An 18,212-nucleotide genomic window follows, 5' to 3' on the forward strand; every position below is an offset into this window, starting at 1 on the left:
TCGTGGTCTAGCTCTACCCTTCCCCGACCCGCCGCCCGTCGTGGTCTATACCTCGTTTCTGGACCGTTCCGGGACTGGTTTACCTTGTGGCGTTCGACCCCTCCGGTATATTCGAGGGGCTCATCCGGGCGCGATGCACCACATCGATGCAGACCGCTCGCCACCGTGGCGGGGGGTTCTGTCTTTCCAGGCCATCCCCCGTGACCTCGAACGCGTGACGTACCGTCGGGTACCGTCCTGGCATGGCCCTCTCCCTCGACGTCCTCTCAGATATTTGCGATGCCGTCGGGGCCTGGCAGGACGCCTACATCTCCGAAGTCGGGCTCGACAAATACCGACGCGCGTGCGCGTGGGCCATGTCCGAGACGGCCAAGGCGGCGAGCATCGGCGTCGACGAGGCCATCGAGGACACGTTCGACAACGCCACGCCATGGATGCGAAAGGCGATGGGCTACACCCGGGCCCTCACGATGACCGGCGACCTCGTCCAGGCCGAGCTTTTCGTCAAGCCGTCCCAGAGCATCGTCCTGAAGTATTCGATTGGCTCGGGCCCGCAGGTGCGCCGCCCCGGCGACGTTGGCCTGGCCAAGGGCCGTATCCTGGTCCCATACTGTCAGAATCTGTACAGGACTTCTGTCTCGATGTATTAGCCCTCGAGCGCCGGAGAATGCGATAGGCTTCGTTCGATTTGTTTCGCTTGTCTGCTCAGGCAGCAATGTCTATACGCTGAAAATTACAACGATTTGTATTAACGACACGAAGGTCGCCGGCGTGTCTAAGCCAACGCTTTGATCCGGGCTCCCAACCGAATTGAATCTCGTCTGGACGCGCATACCAACGCAGATCAGCTTTCAATCCTCTTCTATAGCGCCCCACCAACTCAATACTCACGACGGTCCCGTCCCACATCAGTCCTTCTACTAAAAACGAATTTTCTCTACGCTCGATATTATTAATAATTGAAACAATTGCCGGAGCTTTTTCCGGCAAAACAGTTTGAAGTATTGAACGAAATTCCCGCTCATCGTCAGACGGTGCAGGACGGGGAAAAAGCTCTGCTTGCGTGATGTAGTTGATCATAGGCAAGCGTACGGTAGGTGCGCCTTCGGCTCTTACTTCGGCACGCTCTTGTACATTGATTGTACATTCAAGTGATGCGTCCAAAAGATCGATGCTCTGGTTTCTTTGCACATCGAGGCCGACGGAGGCCCTTGAAGCACTCGTAGAGGTACACAAGCTGATCCCACCAGACATGATCGACTCCAGAAATTATTGACTGTGCGTAAATACATATACCGATAATCTCGAAGATCAATCACTGAATATCGATGCTTAATCTGCTGCCTATACTAAGGATTATGGGCTGCGCATATTCCGTATCTGTGAACGCTCTGCATGGGGGCTACAGGCTTTCCTGAGATGCCTGCGGTAGGGCTATGCCACTCGCCCTATTTTTCTGCTCGTTGCCGCTTTAAGGCGTTCGCCGGAGACAGTCGCGAGAGCGAATGTCTAAAATGTCGCACCTTGAAGAGCGGACATTCCGCGATGACCCTTCTGGCAGGGCGTACGCTTGGCCGACGTTGCCCGGCTGATCGTCCTGTCACTGCGGGCGATGGCGAGCATCCGGCCCAACGTCGTCCGTCAGACCGTCGAGCACCCGTTCGGCACGCTGAAGGCCTGGATGGGAGCGACCCACTTCCTGACCCGGACCTTGGCGAAGGTCAGAACCGAGATGAGCCTGCAGGTTCTGGCCTACAACATGAAGCGGATAATCCAGATCTTCGGGGTCGGTCCGTTCATGGCGGCCATCCGGGCTTGTTGGCCACCGCTTCGCTCTGCGACACTCTCATCAGGACATTCGCCTTGAACCTGAGGGATCTGCGTTCCCACACGGCCTCGGTCGGGACCCGTCCGTCCGCCCTACGGCAAGGCTTCGTGCGAAAGCGTCATTTCCGCCCGTGGGACGATGCCTGCTTCCGAGAGGAAAGGCCGGAGGGCGGGGTTGAGGTTCCCCGGCCTCCATACAACGACGTGCTCGATGGTCGGGGCCTCCTGCAGGTCGCGGAAGACCACGTCGGCAACCCCCATCTTACGCAGCGATTGCGGTACGAGCGCTATGCCGAGGCCTTCCGCCACGAGGCTCACGATGGTCTGTTGGAGTTGCGCCTCAAGGCAGACGGTCGGTTCGAAGCCGCCCGAGCGACAGAACCCGACGACCGCCTCGCGCAATGTCGGCGCAACATCGGCCGGCGCCGCGATCAGGCGTTCGTCGACGAGGTCGTGAGCCTGGATGCCTTCCCGTCCGGCGAGGGGATGGCGGGCATGCACCGCGAGGCACAGCGGCTCACGGAAGATCGCGTGTGCGTCCAGTCCTCGCACGGGTCCGGGATTGAACATGATGGCGGCGTCGAACCGCCCGGTCAGCACCGCATCGGCCAGTGCGTTGGGAACGACCTCCCGCAGCTCGACCTGGACCTGGGGGTGGCTGGCCATGAACCGCCGCGCGAGCCCTGGCAGGACCGTGTGGGCGGCGTGCATCATGAAGCCGACGGACAGCTCGCCGAGTTCGCCCCCGTCGGCGAGCCGTGCATTACGGCAGGCTTGGTCGAACGAGGCCAGGACGGCGCGCGAATCCTCTAGGAACCGCCGACCCGCGTAGGTCAATGCCGCCTGCCGCGTGTGACGCTCAAGCAGGCACACACCGAGCTCCTTCTCCAGGTTGGCGATCTGCCGGCTCAGGGGAGGCTGGCTGATACGCAGTCGCTCGGCCGCCCGGCCGAAGTGAAGCGTCTCGGCCAGCGCCACGAAGTAGCGCATCTGTCGGATGTCGATCATGATACCGAAAGGGTATGAATGAAGGCGTCAATCAGCATTGGATGATATGGGGCTTCGAGGATAGGCCTGCCCCATCACTTCGGGGGACCCCCTGTCATGCTGTCCACGCTCACCGTCGTCCTGCCGATCTTCGCGCTTATTTTCGCCGGATGGCTCGCCCGTCGGATCGGCGTGTTAGGCCCTCAAGCGACGACGGAACTCAACCGGTTCGTGGTCTACCTCGCGCTTCCGGCGCTGCTGTTCGACATCGTCGCGCATGCGCGATGGATCGATGTGTGGCAGCCGGGCTTCGTCGCTGCCTTCGGCCTCGGCGCCGCCCTCGTGTTCTGCCTCACGCTCGTCGTCCGCTTGCAACGCCCGAGGCATCTGGCCGACGCCGCCATCGACGGCCTGAATGCGGGCTACGCCAACACGGGCTTCATCGGGTTCCCGCTGGCGTTAGTAGCACTCGGCCGGGAGGCTCTCGCCCCGACGCTCGTCGCTACGATCATAACGGTCTGCATCCTGTTCGCCATCGCCATCGTGCTGATCGAGATCGGGTTGCAGACCGAGAGTCGGCGCAGGGATCTCGTCATGAAGGTCGGCGGCTCGTTGATGCGCAATCCGTTGCTTGTCGCACCGGTCCTAGGCGCTTTCATTCCGCTCGCCGGATTGGACGTCCCTGCCCCTGCGGAGACCTTCCTGAAGCTGCTTGGTGGGGCAGCCTCGCCCTGCGCGCTGGTGGCGCTCGGTCTTTTCCTGGCAGCGGAACGGGCAGCGACGGATCGCGACCCAGGTTCGGCAGCGCTCTTGGTGGGGTTCAAGCTGATCCTTCAGCCAGCCGTGACCTGGATCCTGGCAACGGTCGTGTTCGGGCTCTCGCCGATTCTGACGCACGCCGCCGTACTGCTCGCTGCGCTTCCGACCGGAACGGGCCCGTTCATGCTGGCCGAGTTCTACGGCAGGGAGGCAGCCATCACCTCGAACGTCGTCCTGACCTCGACCATCCTGTCCGTCATGACCATCAGCGGATACCTCGCATTCGTGGCGTGAACCCACCGACCTGCTGGGGGACTGCGGGCATCAGGTCTGACGATGCTGGCTGCGTTCAACTTGCCGATGTGGCCTGGGCGCCAGGCTGGCAAGCCGCTCAAATGTAGGACGACGCAAGCGCCGGCGAGCCTTCCAGCGCGTGGGCGAGCACTTCCAGGCCCTGGGTGATCTGCTGCCGGGTGGAGGGGCCGCCGAGGCAGAGGCGTACCGCCTCGGGCGGCGTCCCGGCGACGCAGAACGGGTCGCTGGCGACGACGCCGAGCCCGGCGGAACGTCCCTGACTGGCGAAGGCCGAGCGGGTCCAGCCTTCCGGCAGCGTGATCCAAACGTGGAAGCCGTGCGGGTCCGCGGTGTAGGTCCCACTGGGAAGCAGCGAGGTCGCGATGCGCTGGCGCGCCGCGGATTCCTCGCGCACGAACTGGACGACGGCATCCGCCGTCTCGTCCAGGATCCAGCGCGTCGCCAGCGCTGTCGAGATCGGCGAGGCCATGACGGTGGCGGCCCGCAGGGCGCCGGCGAGCGGAAGGGCGGATCGGGCACTCGGGGCCACCAGGAAAGCCAGGCGCAACCCGGCGCCGAGGCATTTGGCGAGGCCGGCCACGTAGTAGGTGATCTCGGGGGCGAGCTCGGCGAAGCTCGGGGGCGGCGCCGGGCAGATGCGCGCGTAGGCATCGTCCTCGATGATGGTGACGGCGTACCGGCGGGCGACCGCGATGATGGCCTCACGTCGCGTCCGGGACAGGGTCGTGGTGGTCGGGTTTTGCAGGAGCGGGTTCAGGTAGATCGCCTTCGGCGCGACCTTTGTGCAGACGGCCGCGAACCCATCGGGGTCGACGCCGTGCCGGTCCATGGGCAGGTCGACGAGGCGCAGGCCCAGATGCGCCGCCAGCGACCGGATGCCCGGGTAGGTGATGCGTTCTGCGCAGATGGCGTCACCAGGGCGGGCTATCTGGCCTAGCACGCTGAACAGGGCGCTGTGGGCGCCCGGGCAGATGAGCAAGCGCTCCCGCGGCGTGTCGATGCCCCGGCCCTTCAGCCAGCGCAGGGCGGCTTCCTTGTCCTCGTCCGTTCCGCCGAAACCCTGGTAGCGCAGCAGGTTGGACAGGTCGCTGGACAACTCGGCGAACGAGGCCTGCATCCGCGCCTGCAAAGCCGGCGCGTCGGGCTCGGGAGGCAGGTTCATCGTGAAGTCGACCGGCCCGATCCGTGAGCCGTCCTTCGAAGGCGTGGCCCGGCCCGGGCGCACGGGATCGATCACGAAGGTGCCTTGGCCGACGCGTCCTTCGATCAGGCCGCGCTTGTGGGCCTCGACATAGCCGCGCGAGACGGTCGTGAAGTTCAGGTCGAGGGCCTCGGCCAGGGCACGCTGGGTCGGGAGCCGCGTGCCGACCGTCAGGCGTCCGGTCCGGATGTCGTCCGCCAAGGCCTCGGCGATGGCGAGGTAGTGGGGCTTCCCCCAACGCTTCAGATCGGGCGTCCACGTCCCGCTCACGACATCCGAAGGCGTCGGTCGCCCGTCTCGCGCTGCTGAGGTCATCCGTTCTCCAAGCGCACCATCAAGATGCGATCAATACCTGATTGTATGGGTAGCAAGCTCCATACCGTATCGGACGCCCAAACGGCATACAGAACTTATACATACAATACCATCAATCCATGCAGTCAGACTGGGCATAGCGTGATGCTCTGTTGTGCATATGCCGATCTGACTGCCAGTGGAGAACAGGCATCCGGAACTAAGGCGTGATGATGATTGAATGCAATATTGTATGCATTCAACCTGGGGCTATTGATGGTCTTGTTGATCGGCCTTCGTTGGCACGTCGCTTGCCATTACGGGCTGTGACCACCCGAGGCTTCGGTCGACGCGGTCCAACCCATCACGGAGTGAGATCCATGCCCGCAGTGAATCGCGAACCCCATAAGAAGGGCGACTTCCTGGTCGACTACGAGGAGAAGGTCTTCGAGGACGTGAAGGCCGAGCCAGGCCAGAAGGCGCTGGTCACCTTCCACACGGTCGCCTTCGAGGGCTCCATCGGCCTCGTGAACCTGCTCCAGGCCACCCGCCTGCAGCGCAAGGGCTTCGAGACCTCGATCCTGCTCTACGGCCCCGGCATCACCCTCGGTGTCCAGCGCGGCTTTCCGCGGCTCGGCGACGAGGCCTTCCCGGGCCACCTGAACTTCAACAACCAGCTTGAGAAGTTCATGGCCGAGGGCGGCAAGGTCTACGCCTGCCGGTTCTCGACCCAGGCCCTCTACGGCCACGGCGAGGCCGCCTTCATCGAGGGCATCCGCATGATCAACCCCCTCGACGTCCTCGACTGCATGCTCCTGCACAAGCGCGACAACGCGGTGATCATCGACACCTGGACCGTCTGAACGGGCCCTCGGCCCATCGACCGGGACGTCGCATCCGGCGGCCGCGCGCGACGCGGCCGCCGTCACCGCCGGAGGATCATCCATGTCAGAGAACCGGATCGTGCGGGCCGCCGCCGTCCAGATCGCGCCCGATCTCGACCGGCCGGAGGGCACCCTGGAACGGGTGCTGAACGCCATCGACGAGGCCGCCGCCAAGGGTGCGCGCTTCATGGTCTTCCCCGAGACCTTCGTGCCGTACTACCCGTACTTCTCGTTCGTGCTGCCGCCGGCCCTGCAGGGCGCGGAGCACCTGCGCCTCTACGAGCGTGCCGTGGCGGTGCCGGGCCCCGTCACCCAGGCGGTCTCGGCCGCCGCGCGCCGGCACGGCGTCGTCATCGTGCTCGGCGTCAACGAGCGCGACCACGGCTCGCTCTACAACGCGCAGCTCGTCTTCGACGCCGATGGCACCCTGAAGCTCAAGCGCCGCAAGATCACCCCGACCTACCACGAGCGCATGATCTGGGGTCAAGGCGATGGCGCCGGCCTCACGGTGGTCGACACCGCGGTCGGGCGCGTCGGGGCGCTGGCCTGCTGGGAGCACTACAACCCGCTTGCCCGCTACGCCCTGATGGCCCGGCACGAAGAGATCCACGCCGCGCAGTTCCCGGGCTCGCTGGTCGGTCAGATCTTCGCCGACCAGATGGAGGTGACGATCCGCCATCACGCCCTGGAGGCGGCCTGCTTCGTCGTCAACGCCACGGGCTGGCTCACCGACGAGCAGGTGGCGCAGGTCTGCCCGGATGAGCGCCTCCGCGGGGCCTGCCGGGGTGGCAACTGCACCGCCATCGTCTCGCCCGAGGGCAAGCACCTCGCCGACCCGCTCGGCACCGGAGAGGGCATCCTCGTCGCCGACATGGACCTCGCGCTGGTGACCAAGCGCAAGCGGATGATGGACTCGGTCGGCCACTACGCCCGTCCGGAACTCCTCAGCCTTCTCCACGACGACCGCCCGGCCTCGTTCGTGCACCAGCCGATCCGTTCGCAACATCAATATCGGAGCCTCGACCATGAGCAGTTCCCCGCTTCCGACGAGCCTTCCCACGCTTCCGCCGGGCATGGCGGGCCTGGTCGGGATGCCGACGGAACGCCTGATCAACGCGTTGCAGTCCTACGGCGTTAGGCTCGCCGACAGCCGCGCCGGTGCCCCGAGCCGGCGCGGCGGCGCCGGTCCCTCCGACCATAAGGCGATGACCATCGCGGGCCGCACCGTGATGGTGCCGGTCCACACCGAGACGGCCTTCGACTCGCCCTTCCTGGTGCGCCGCCCGGACCTCGACGGGGTCTCGGTGATCGAGCACGAGGGCGCGGTGATCGGCCGGGCGACCTTCCCGGGCAAACCGCGCTTCTACGCGCTCTCGACCTTCGACGGTGTCCCCTACTCGAAGATCGCCGTGCTGCATGGGCGCGACGTCCTCGCCACCACCGTGCTGCAGACCTGCATCCGCTACGCCAGCCGCACGAAGACCTGCCAGTTCTGCTCTATCGGCCAGTCCCTCGCCGCCGGCCGCACCGTATCCCGCAAGACCCCTGAGCAGCTTGCTGAGGTCGCCCGCGCCGCCGTTCTGCTGGACGGCGTCAAGCACATGGTGATGACCACGGGCACCCCGAACGCAACCGACCGCGGCGCCGCCATCCTCTGCGAGAGTGCTTTCGCGGTGAAGGCCGCGGTGGACCTGCCGATCCAGGCGCAATGCGAGCCGCCGGACGACGACCGCTGGTTCGAACGCATGAAGGCGTCGGGCGTCGACGCGCTCGGCATGCACCTGGAAGCAGTAACGTCCGAGGTCCGTGACAGGATCATGCCTGGCAAGGCGAGTGTGCCGCTGGAGCGCTACTACGACGCCTTCGCGGCGGCCGTGCCGGTCTTCGGGCGGGGCCAGGTCTCGACCTACATCCTCGCCGGTCTCGGCGATGCGCCGGAGGCGATCCTCTCCATGGCCGAGCGCCTGATCGGGATGGGCGTCTACCCCTTCGTCGTGCCCTTCGTGCCGATCTCCGGCACGCCGCTGGAGAGCCACCCGGCCCCGTCGCCGGATTTCATGCACGCGATCCTGCAGCCCCTGTCCGAGATGCTGGGTCGGGCGAACCTGCGCTCCACCGACATCAAGGCCGGCTGCGGTCGCTGCGGCGCCTGTTCGGCCCTCTCCACCTACGAGCGTACGGAGGTGGCGGCATGATCCTCGAACCCGTCGCGCCCTATCGCCCGAGCCATTTCCGGGTGAAGTTCGCCACCTCTCACTGGGAGCGGCGCGCCTGTGCCGCCCTGCGCCGGCAGGTGTTCTGCACCGAGCAAGGCATCTTCGCGGATGATGACCGCGACGCCATCGACGGACACGCTATCCCGATCTGTGCCCTCTCCACCCTCGGCGGGGATGCCGACGCAGTCGTCGGCACCGTGCGCATCCACGAGGTGGCGGAACGTCCTGGCGAGTGGTGGGGCTCGCGACTGGCCGTTGCCAAAGCCTTCCGCGGCACGGCGGCGCTCGGGGCCGGGCTGATCCAGGTCGCGGTCTCTTCGGCCCATGCACGGGGATGCACGCGCTTCCTGGCGCACGTGCAGGACCGAAACGTGCCGCTGTTCGAGGCCCTGCACTGGGCGAGCCTCGATGCGGTGGAGCTCCATGGTCGCCTTCACCATCTGATGCAGGCCGATCTCGCCGCCTACCCTCCGATGCACGACCCTGAGCACGGGCTCGTTACGTTCCGCAGGGCGGCGTGATGACCGCGGCCGTCGACCTCCAGGCCCTAGCCGGGCAGATCCGAAATGCACGGGGCGTCTCGCACAAGCGCGACATTGATGCCGTCGTCACGCGCCTCGGACTGGGCGCACGGCATGATGCGGTGCCGGTCGGAGACGATTGCGCCGCTATCCCCGATGGGGATGGACACCTGCTCTTCGCCATCGAGGGCTTCATCGACAGCTTCGTCTCGGCCGATCCCTACTTCGCCGGCTATTGCGGGATCATGGTGAACCTCAGCGACGTGGCAGCCATGGGCGGGCGCCCGCTCGCGGTCGTCGACGCCCTGTGGAGCCGGGACGCCGCGGCGGCGGACCCGATCCTGGCCGGTCTGTCGGACGCGGCCGCCCTCTACGGCGTGCCTGTCGTCGGCGGCCACACGAACACGCGTTCGGAGACCGGGAACCTGGCGGTCGCCGTGCTCGGCCGCGCCGGTCCCCGCCTGCTGACGAGCTTCGATGCGGCACCGGGCGACGACCTCGTCGCCGCCATAGACCTGCGCGGCCGTTTCCGCGATCCGCATCCCTACTGGGACGCTTCGACCGGGTCGCCGGGCGACCGCCTGCGCGCCGACCTCGCCCTGCTGCCGGGGCTCGCCGAGGACGGTCTCTGCCGCGCCGCGAAGGACATCAGCATGGCGGGCGTCGTCGGCACGGCGCTGATGCTGCTCGAATGCTCGAAGGTCGGCGCCGTCATCGACCTCGCCGCGATCCCGCGGCCCGACAACGTTCCCATGGCGCGCTGGCTCACCGCCTTCCCAAGCTACGGCTACCTCCTCAGCATCCGCCCCGCCGACACCCCGGCCGTGCTCGACCGTTTCGCCGGGCGGGGCATCACGGCCGACGTCATCGGCGCCATCGATGCGAGTCGGATCGCCCGCCTCCGCGATGCCGGAGGCGAGGAGGCCGTGGTCTGGGATTTCGTCGCCAGCCCGCTGATCGGCTGCGGCCGGGATGAAGCGGAGGCCTCGGCATGACCGGTCTGCGCATCGCCCTGCTTACCCACTCCACCAACCCGCGGGGCGGCGTCGCCCATTGCCTCGCCCTGGCCGAAGCTCTGTGCACCCTCGGGCACGAGGCGGTGGTCCACGCGCCCGACCCATCCGGCCGTGGTTTCTTCCGGGCCGCCGCATGCCCCACGGTGTCCGTCGCCGCCCGCCCCGTTGCCGGTGACACGGTCGAGCTCGTGCGGACCCGCATCAACGACTACCTCGTTCATTTCGGGTCGCCGGCGGCCTGCGACTTCGACGTCTTCCACGCCCATGACGGCATCGGCGGCAACGCGCTCGCCACCCTGAAGCATCGGCGTCTGATTCCGGGTTTCGTTCGGACGGTCCACCACTTGGATACATTCGCCGACCCGCAGCTTGCCGATTGGCAGGATCGCTCGATCCAGGAGGCTCGGCGCATCCTCTGCGTCAGTCAGGGCTGGACCGACCAGGTCCGTTCGGACTTCGGTGCGATGCCTGAGGTCGTCGGCAACGGCGTCGACATGGCGGCCTATCAACCCACGCCTGACCTGCAGGATGCCGCCGTACGGCGGCGCTGGGGGTTGGGCGACGGTCCCATCGTCCTCGCCATCGGCGGCTTCGAGGCGCGCAAGAACACCCTCGGCATCATCGAGGCGTTCGCGCGCTTGCGTGAGCGCCATCCCGGGGCCCAGCTCGTCATCGCCGGGGGAGCCTCGCTTCTCGATCACGCCGCCTACCGCGCGCGATGCCATGCGGCCCTGACCGCCAACGGCCTCGCGGCTGGGGCAAGCGGTCCCGTGATCGAGACCGGTCCGGTTCCGCAGGCCGATATGCCGGCCCTCTACCGTATCGCCGACGTGCTGGCGTTTCCTTCGCTGAAGGAAGGGTTCGGCCTGTGCGTGCTGGAGGCGATGGCCTGCGGCACCCCGGTCGTCGTCTCGCACCGACCGCCCTTCACCGAATACCTCGCCGAGGGTGACGCACTGTTCGTCGATCCGGCCGCCCCCGACGACATCGCCCGAGCCATGGCAATCGCACTCGTGCCGGAGACGCACGACCGCCTGAGGCTCGCGGGCTTCGCACGGGCCGCCGCCCATTCCTGGCGGGCCTGCGCCGAGCGCCACCTCGATGCCTACGCGGGCTGCGCCCGCATGCGACAGGAGCCGACCCATGCCTGAGATGCACTTCCACGTCCGCTGGCCCGACGGTCGGCGCGAGGTCTGCTACTCGCCGTCCCTCGTCGTGAAAGACTTCCTCGTGCCGGGCGAGAGCTACGCCGTAGACGAGTTTGTCGAGAAGACCCGTACCGCCCTCAACATCGCGAGCGAGCGCGTACGCGAGAAGTACGGCTTCGCCTGCTCGTCCGCCCTGGACCAACTCGCCCGGATCGAGGCCGCCGCGAAGCTCCAACCTTCCGATGGTCGGGTCACCGTCGAGACCTTCGAGCCCTGAACCGCCCCCCTTTCTGCGAACTCACGGAGTGAGAGCCATGACGTCCACCCCCCGTCACGTTCCCGTTGCCGTCGTCGGCGGCGGCCAGGCCGGCCTCTCGGTCAGCTACCACCTAAAGCAGCGTGGAATCGAGCACCTCGTCTTCGAGAAGAACACGGCGGCCCACACCTGGTCGACGCAGCGCTGGGACACGTTCTGCCTCGTCACGCCGAACTGGCAGTGCGACCTGCCAGGCCATCCCTACGATGGGCCGGAGCCGGACGGATTCATGCGAAAGGACGAGATCGTCGCGTATCTCAAGGCCTTCGTCGCCAAGGTGAACCCGCCGATCCGCGAGGGCGTCTCGGTTACCCGTGTCGAGCGGCGGGAAGACGGGATCTTCTCGGTCCAGACCTCGGAGGGCGACTACACCGCCGACGAGATCGTCGTGGCCTCGGGCGGCTACCACACGCCGATCATACCGCGCATGGCCGAGAAGCTGCCGGGCTCCATCACGCAGATCCACTCGAACCAGTACCGCAACGCCGCCCAGTTGCCCGAGGGCGAGGTGCTTGTCGTCGGTTCGGGTCAGTCCGGTGCGCAGATCGCCGAGGATCTGCATCTGGCCGGTCGCAAGGTGCATCTCGCGGTCGGCGACGCGCCCCGCTGCGCCCGGTTCTACCGGGGCCGCGACGTCGTCACCTGGCTTGCCGACATGGGCTACTACGAGATGACCGTCGACAACCATCCGCTGCGCGACGGCGTCCGCGACAACACCAACCACTACGTCACCGGCCGTGACGGCGGACGCGACATCGACCTGCGCCGCTTCGCCACCGAGGGCATGAAGCTCTACGGCCTGATGGAGGACTACCGTGACGGCAGCCTGCGCTTCCGCGACGACCTCAAGCGCTCGCTCGATGGCGCCGACCGGACCTACAACGGCATCAACGCGGCTATCGACAAGTACATTGCCGAGAAGGGCATCGAGGCCCCGGAGCAGGAACACTACGCGCCGGTCTGGGAGCCGGGCGAGCCGATCACCAGCCTTGCCCTTGAAGGGTCCGGCATCACGTCGGTGGTCTGGTGCATCGGCTTCTCGCCGGACTTCCGCTGGCTCGACGCCTCGGTCTTCAACGGTTCGGGCAGCCCGAAGCATAGGCGCGGCGTCACGAACGAGGAGGGGATCTACTTCATCGGGTTGCCCTGGCTGAACACCTGGGGGTCCGGGCGTTTCGGCGCGGTCGGCCGCGATGCCGAACACGTCGTCCAGGCGATCCAGCAGCGCCTCGGCACCGAGCGGTTCGCCCTGAAGTTCGCGGTCTGAGGCTGGCCTCGACGATAGCCCGGATGGCACCGGCCAGCATGTCGGGTGCAACGGCTCCGATCTCGCTCAACCTCGAAGCCCATGGGACTGCTCCGACGACGGTGTGCCTGTGCTATCCCTGCAACAAGGCGTCAATCCAAGCATCTGCCAAGCAAAATTGAGTAGACTACGAAGACTGAAGACTTAGAATATAATAATTGTTGGATATGCATACAAATTGAGTGCAGATCCGATCAATCAAAATAAATAACTACTAAAATTGCCGATACGCCGCCATCGCCGATGCTTCCGGCGGACGGGTGCGGCTGCCCGATGAAGTTCCGAGCAGGGGATTGATGATGTTGAAGAAGTTCGCGGCCGCGGCAGGAGCGTTCGCCGCAATCACCCTCAGCGCGACCGCCTCGTTCGCGCAATCCACCACCATTCCGGGTGAGCAGGTCGGCCTCGCCGTCGGTGCGCCGCTCCCCGAGGGCATCTACGCCATCGACACCTTCATCTACCGCCGGAACGACACCCGGTTCTCGACCGATACCGCGATCAACGTGCCTGTCCTGGTCTGGTCGACAGGCTTCAAGTTGTTCGGCGCCAACGTCGAGCCATTGCTCGCACAGCCCACGGTGTTCGGCTTCCCCAATAATCCGGCTGGCGTGCCGAACCGAGACTTCTCGGTCAATGTCGGAACCCTTGTCGGATCGATCTTCGCATGGGACCTGGGAAACAACTTCGGCGTCAGCTACTTGGCGGCGGTTCACCTGAACGATCTTGATGCCGGTCGTGGCCTGACGCAATTTTCGTCGAACACCTACCGCCAAGGCTTCGCGGCAAGCTACACGGGCGATGGCTGGAACCTCACGGCCAACCTGACCCATAACATCTACGACTCGCCCGGTCGGTTCGAGGGGCCGGTCGGTCGTGCCATCGGTCCCCTATACCTTGCCGACGCCCTCCTGCTCGACCTCACGGCCACCAAGAAGTTCGGCAAGTTCGAAGTCGGCGCGGTCGCCTACGGGGTGACGGACCTGCCTCTCGGCGGTCGCGACTTCGCGCGGGCCACCGCGCAGGGCTACACGCGGGCAGGACGCTTCGCGGTCGGCGGCCTGGTCGGCTATGATTTCGGGCCGTTCACCGCGCAATTGATGGTCGCCCGCGACGTCGCGGTCCGGACCCGCGGCACCGAATCCACCGACGGCTTCATCCGTCTCATCGCCCCGCTATACAGCGCGCCGAAGGCAGCCGAACCGATGCCCGTCAGTCTCGTCCGCAAGTATTGATTCCGGCATTCGCGCCCCCAATCACCCTCACTGAGGTAGGGGGGACGTGACCGTAATCGAAGTGAAAATCCTTCCCAAGGACTCCGCTTCGATAGGGGCCGGGTGGTTCAGTCTCAACAGCTACCGCCACCCGGCCCCGCCTTCCGCAACGGAGAAGGTCGATGACTTTGCACATGCGGTTGGCCGGTGCCGGCTTGCCCCTCTCGGAAGCGTCCAGCTACGTCCTGGGCATGCCGCACCTAAGCCCGAACGGCCTCTCGGAAAATTGGCTCTCGAAGGAGCTCGGACATCGTCACTGGAACTTGATCGCCAAGGCCTACGGCAAGGCGGCGACCGGGTTCGGTTCCGTGGGTGACCAGCCCATCTACGCCGCGTTCCGAAACATCTCGCTGCATGGTGGCGACCTTGGCGGCGTTCGGGAGAACGACAGCTTGGATGTACGCTCGACGATCACGCACCTCTCGGAGACCCGGGTCGTCAGTCGCCACTTCGCCGCGTGTCGGGACCGGTTGATCGCGGATGTGGAGATGACGTCCGTGTTCGTCAGGCGTCAGGCCGAAGGCATGAACCGCTCCATCACCCGTGTCAGGATCGAGGGTACCGGAAGCGCGGAACCCTCCCTGGGGACCGTGTCATCGCAGCCAGCGTATCGTTGTCATGAGACGTTGGCCCACGATGTGTGGGTCGATGAGAATGAGTTGGGCACAACACCAATCACGATGTGCCCACATTTGGACTTCAACGGTGCCGGCCTTCTATATTTCAGCAGCTTCATCGCCGCGGTGGATAGGGCTGAGTGGCGTTTCATCGGCAAACGGTCGGGCCAGTTCTCGACCAAAAGGCGTCAAGCGCGGTTCCACGCGAACATCGAGGTAGGTGACGACATCACCGTGCGGTTGTTCGCAGCACAGGATGATGCGGGATGCCGGCATCGTGCGCTTCTGAGCGCCTCGGTGGATGGTAAGCTCTTGGCCGATGTGGTGACGCACCGCACGATGTCCTGATCTAGCTTCCTACCTACCAACGACAATTTATTATATGTCCACTTAATCCTACGGCGTGTTGCTGGCAGTTTTCATCCAATCAGCATTCCAAGAAACTTACGCCGTTCAATGGACATTGATTTCGCTCCCAATGTATTCTGCTTCCATGTTCATCGAGGACCAAGGGGCTGAACGTCCGCTATTGTGAACGATCTGGATTACCTGATTTGGCGAGGTTGGGTCGTAAGCAGCCTCCCGCTGCGGGTGCCCAGCGTCGGATTCCGAACTCTAGCCATAGCTGAAATCACGGGTTGTGATTATGCCGAGGGCATTCTCGTTCGCCGTCAGAGCTCGGTCGTACTCAATCAGTCGTGCTACGTCCTCGCAGGCATCCCGGCCGTAGATCTTCCCGATCAGGTACAGGGTGGTGTCGATGGCGAGCGAGACGCCGCCACCAGTGACCACCACATCGTCGACGATTGCGGCGACTCGGGCGGTGACGCCCTCGGCTTTCGCGGACAGCAGGTCGAGGGGGGCGACGGTTTCGGCCCCGACGGCCGCGCGGCGGGTGGTAGCCATGCGCTTGTCGAGGCTGCCGGCCGCCGCAAGAATCAGGGCGCCCGTGCAGACGGAGGCGAGTGTCTCGGGCCGCCGGCCGCGCAGGAAGGCGAGGAGGCGGGCATCTTCCGACGCCTGCGGCCAGCCGGGACCACCGCAGACCACGAACACGTCGCAATCCGGGGCGTCAGTCACGCCGAAGGGCACCGTGACGGCTAGGCCACCCGCCATTTGGACCGGTCCCGGCTCGGCCGCGATCACGGCGTCGGCGAGGTTCGGCAGGATGCGCCGGGCCATGGACAGGACGCCGACTGTCCCGCCGAGATCAATGGGCTCGATGCCCGGATAAACGATGATGCCAATGCGCGCGGGTGCGTCCCGGTCTCGCATGGTATTCTCCTCTTGATCGTCGGACGGGTCTTAGCGCAGGACCTTCGACCTTCAGGCTGGACAGGACGGAATGACAGTTCGAACGACGGTGCGGCGGGAGCAGATCGAGAGCGAGGCGCGCTCCCAACTCTCGATCCTGGCGGACGAAGTGCGCCTCCACCGCAGGCAGCGCGACCTGTCCCTTGAGGCGCTCGCGTCCCTGTCCGGCGTCAGCCGCTCGATGATCTCGAAGATCGAGCGCGGCGAGGCGGTGCCCTCGACGGCCGTGCTGTCCCGCCTCGCCGAGGCCCTAGGCGTAACCTTCTCACGCTTGATGGCGCCGGAAACCGAGCGCGAGGTCCTGTTGATCCCCGCCTCGCGCCAGCCGGTCCTGCGCGACGACGCCTCCGGCTTCCTGCGCCGGTGTCTGTCGCCGGTCCTGCCAGGGCGCGGTATCGACTGGGTGCTCAACACCCTCCCGCCACGGGCGAGCACGGGCGAGTTCGTAGCGCACCGTAGGGGCGTGTCCGAATACATCTACGTCCTCAAGGGACGGCTGCAGGCGGTCATTGGCGACCGGATCCTTGTGGCGAACGCGGGTGACAGCCTGTATTTCGAGGCCGACGCCGGCCACGCCTTCACCAACATCGGCTCCGGACCCTGCGAATACTTTTTGGTCATCGACGCGTCCCGGCTCCGCTGAGGCGCTCACTGCCCCGAATAGGTCTCGGGTCGTTCCACCCTATTCAGAGCAAAGGCTTGCACCAGCCGCGCCAAGCATCGGGCGCAGTCAGCATGGCACACCTCTTGCCTCCCCGATAGTGGAATTCATTCCACTCTGAAGAGAGAGGCGGGCTACGTCATGACCAGCACTCCAGCAGTCGCAGCGTTGAACGTCCGAGCCGCGTCCGCCGACGACCGGCAGATGCGCCAGATCATCCTGGCCAGCATGCTCGGCACCATCATCGAGTGGTACGACTTCCTGATCTACGGCACCGCCGCCGCGCTGGTGTTCAACAAGCTGTTCTTCCCAAGCCTCGACCCCGTCGCCGGCACGCTGGCGGCCTTCGCATCCTACGCGGTCGGCTTCGTGGCACGCCCGCTCGGCGGCGCGATCTTCGGTCATTACGGTGACCGGCTCGGCCGCAAGGCGATGCTGACCCTGACTATGCTAATCATGGGCGTCGGCACCTTCTTGATCGGCTGCCTGCCTACCTACGCGCAGATCGGCCTGTGGGCACCAGTCCTCCTCGTCGCCCTCCGGCTGCTGCAGGGCATCGGCATCGGCGGCGAGTGGGGCGGCGCCGTCCTGATGGTGATCGAGCACGCTCCCGAGCACCGGCGAGGCCTATACGGCAGCCTTGTTCAGGTCGGCTTCCCCATCGGGATCGCTGCTTCGACCGCGACCTTCCTGTGGCTGACGAGCCTGCCCGAGGCAGACTTCCTGTCCTGGGGCTGGCGGCTACCGTTCCTGGCCAGCGCGTTCCTGATCGGCATTGGTCTGTTCGTGCGGCTGCGCCTCGTCGAAACACCCGCCTTCGCTCGGGTCAAGGAGGAAGCAGCGGTCGCGCACATGCCCCTCCTGGACGTCATCATGAAGCAGCCGCGCACCTTCCTTGTCGCGGTCGGCCTCAAGGTCTCGGAGGTCGCCTGGGTCTACATCCTGACCGTGTTCTCGATCGTCTACGCGACCAAGACCCTTGAGCTACCCCGCTCACTGATCCTCAACGCGATCCTGCTGGCGGCAGCCCTCGAACTCGTCACCATGCCGCTGTTCGGATGGCTCTCGGACAAGGTCGGGCGGCGGCCGATGTACTTCGCGGGTTCCGCCGTCAGCGCTTGCTGCGCGCTCGTGCTCTTCAGCCTCCTCGACACCCGCGACCCGACCACCGTAGTGCTCACCATCGCGGTGATCATGAGCTTGACCCATGCAATGATGTTCGGGCCGCAGGCGGCCTTCATGCCGGAGCTGTTTGGGACACGCACCCGCTACAGCGGCGCCTCCCTGGGCTGCCAGGTCGCAGCGGCCATCTCGGGAGGCTTCGCGCCCATCATTGCCACCGGGCTACTCGCCTGGGCAGGCGCGACCTGGCCGATTGCCCTCTACCTCATCACCCTCGCTGTCGTGAGCTTCGTCGCCACGATGGTTGCCGCGGAGACCCGGCATCTCGACATTACGAGAGCCTGACAAAACGGCATCCTCGCCCACGAAGGTTCCATTATGATGGAATTTCGTCCACGATAGATGGCGATCTGAGACTCACACCCCAAAACGGCAGA

At 65.5% G+C, this 18,212-nt stretch carries 18 protein-coding genes and 1 pseudogene; 15 read left to right on the forward strand and 4 right to left on the reverse strand.

Annotation, left to right across the window (positions count from 1 at the left end):
- Positions 1–242: 242 nt before the first annotated feature.
- Positions 243–650: a hypothetical protein gene (locus FV229_RS01495; protein WP_147750243.1), complete on the forward strand. Its 408-nt coding sequence runs from the start codon at positions 243–245 to the stop codon at positions 648–650.
- Positions 651–705: 55 nt separating this feature from the next.
- Here FV229_RS01495 and FV229_RS01500 read toward each other — a convergent pair whose 3' ends face one another.
- Entirely contained in the window at positions 706–1,254 is a 549-nt protein-coding gene (locus tag FV229_RS01500; protein ID WP_147750244.1) for a hypothetical protein, read from the reverse strand.
- A gap of 385 nt (positions 1,255–1,639) precedes the next feature.
- Here FV229_RS01500 and FV229_RS01505 point away from each other — a divergent pair.
- Positions 1,640–1,867 (forward strand): annotated as a pseudogene (locus FV229_RS01505) (transposase); the annotation flags it as partial.
- Positions 1,868–1,920: 53 nt separating this feature from the next.
- On the opposite strand, the gene FV229_RS01510 reads toward FV229_RS01505, so the two are convergent.
- Positions 1,921–2,817 carry a LysR family transcriptional regulator gene (locus FV229_RS01510; protein ID WP_246688006.1) on the reverse strand — a complete coding sequence of 299 codons (897 nt, stop codon included), beginning with the start codon at positions 2,815–2,817 and terminating at the stop codon, positions 1,921–1,923.
- 114 nt (positions 2,818–2,931) lie between these two features.
- On the opposite strand from FV229_RS01510, the gene FV229_RS01515 reads away from it, so the two are divergent.
- Complete coding sequence (locus FV229_RS01515) at positions 2,932–3,867, forward strand: AEC family transporter (protein WP_147750246.1); 936 nt, start codon at positions 2,932–2,934, stop codon at positions 3,865–3,867.
- A 97-nt stretch (positions 3,868–3,964) separates the two neighbouring features.
- Here the strand turns inward: FV229_RS01515 and FV229_RS01520 are convergent, their stop codons facing one another.
- Entirely contained in the window at positions 3,965–5,404 is a 1,440-nt protein-coding gene (locus FV229_RS01520) for a PLP-dependent aminotransferase family protein (protein ID WP_147750247.1), read from the reverse strand.
- A 359-nt stretch (positions 5,405–5,763) separates the two neighbouring features.
- Between FV229_RS01520 and FV229_RS01525 the strand changes: the two genes are divergently transcribed.
- From FV229_RS01525 to FV229_RS01570, 10 genes are all read left to right on the forward strand, one after another.
- Positions 5,764–6,246, forward strand: coding sequence for an MSMEG_0572/Sll0783 family nitrogen starvation response protein (locus tag FV229_RS01525; RefSeq protein WP_056167628.1), 483 nt, complete (start codon positions 5,764–5,766; stop codon positions 6,244–6,246).
- Between the two features lie 82 nt (positions 6,247–6,328).
- The gene (locus tag FV229_RS01530) at positions 6,329–7,405 is read left to right on the forward strand and encodes a Nit6803 family nitrilase (RefSeq protein WP_147750248.1); all 1,077 of its coding nucleotides are present in this window, start codon (positions 6,329–6,331) and stop codon (positions 7,403–7,405) included.
- A complete protein-coding gene (locus FV229_RS01535) occupies positions 7,359–8,462 on the forward strand; it encodes an MSMEG_0568 family radical SAM protein (protein ID WP_147750317.1) in 1,104 nt (367 codons plus the stop codon). Before FV229_RS01530 ends, FV229_RS01535 begins: the two co-directional genes overlap by 47 nt.
- A complete protein-coding gene (locus FV229_RS01540; protein WP_147750249.1) occupies positions 8,459–9,004 on the forward strand; it encodes an MSMEG_0567/Sll0786 family nitrogen starvation N-acetyltransferase in 546 nt (181 codons plus the stop codon). Before FV229_RS01535 ends, FV229_RS01540 begins: the two co-directional genes overlap by 4 nt.
- Complete coding sequence (locus FV229_RS01545; RefSeq protein ID WP_147750250.1) at positions 9,004–9,999, forward strand: sll0787 family AIR synthase-like protein; 996 nt, start codon at positions 9,004–9,006, stop codon at positions 9,997–9,999. The genes FV229_RS01540 and FV229_RS01545 overlap by 1 nt, the downstream gene beginning before the upstream one ends.
- Positions 9,996–11,171: an MSMEG_0565 family glycosyltransferase gene (locus FV229_RS01550; RefSeq protein WP_147750251.1), complete on the forward strand. Its 1,176-nt coding sequence runs from the start codon at positions 9,996–9,998 to the stop codon at positions 11,169–11,171. Before FV229_RS01545 ends, FV229_RS01550 begins: the two co-directional genes overlap by 4 nt.
- A complete protein-coding gene (locus FV229_RS01555) occupies positions 11,164–11,445 on the forward strand; it encodes an MSMEG_0570 family nitrogen starvation response protein (RefSeq protein WP_147750252.1) in 282 nt (93 codons plus the stop codon). Before FV229_RS01550 ends, FV229_RS01555 begins: the two co-directional genes overlap by 8 nt.
- A 37-nt stretch (positions 11,446–11,482) precedes the next feature.
- On the forward strand, positions 11,483–12,751 hold the full coding sequence (locus FV229_RS01560) for an MSMEG_0569 family flavin-dependent oxidoreductase (RefSeq protein ID WP_147750253.1): 1,269 nt from the start codon (positions 11,483–11,485) through the stop codon (positions 12,749–12,751).
- A gap of 335 nt (positions 12,752–13,086) precedes the next feature.
- Positions 13,087–14,022 (forward strand): transporter, encoded by a 936-nt coding sequence (locus FV229_RS01565; protein ID WP_187275024.1) that lies wholly within the window; start codon positions 13,087–13,089, stop codon positions 14,020–14,022.
- 161 nt (positions 14,023–14,183) lie between these two features.
- On the forward strand, positions 14,184–15,026 hold the full coding sequence (locus FV229_RS01570) for a Pnap_2097 family protein (RefSeq protein ID WP_147750254.1): 843 nt from the start codon (positions 14,184–14,186) through the stop codon (positions 15,024–15,026).
- Between the two features lie 267 nt (positions 15,027–15,293).
- On the opposite strand, the gene FV229_RS01575 is transcribed toward FV229_RS01570, so the two are convergent.
- Positions 15,294–15,953, reverse strand: a complete 660-nt coding sequence (locus FV229_RS01575; RefSeq protein WP_147750255.1) for a DJ-1/PfpI family protein — start codon at positions 15,951–15,953, stop codon at positions 15,294–15,296.
- Between the two features lie 70 nt (positions 15,954–16,023).
- Between FV229_RS01575 and FV229_RS01580 the strand changes: the two genes are divergently transcribed.
- Entirely contained in the window at positions 16,024–16,635 is a 612-nt protein-coding gene (locus FV229_RS01580; protein WP_147750256.1) for an XRE family transcriptional regulator, read from the forward strand.
- Positions 16,636–16,857: 222 nt separating this feature from the next.
- Positions 16,858–18,120 carry an MFS transporter gene (locus FV229_RS01585; protein WP_246688007.1) on the forward strand — a complete coding sequence of 421 codons (1,263 nt, stop codon included), beginning with the start codon at positions 16,858–16,860 and terminating at the stop codon, positions 18,118–18,120.
- The last annotated feature ends 92 nt before the right edge of the window (positions 18,121–18,212 follow it).

The sequence above is a fragment of the Methylobacterium sp. WL120 genome (assembly GCF_008039465.1).
GTDB lineage: Bacteria > Pseudomonadota > Alphaproteobacteria > Rhizobiales > Beijerinckiaceae > Methylobacterium > Methylobacterium cerastii.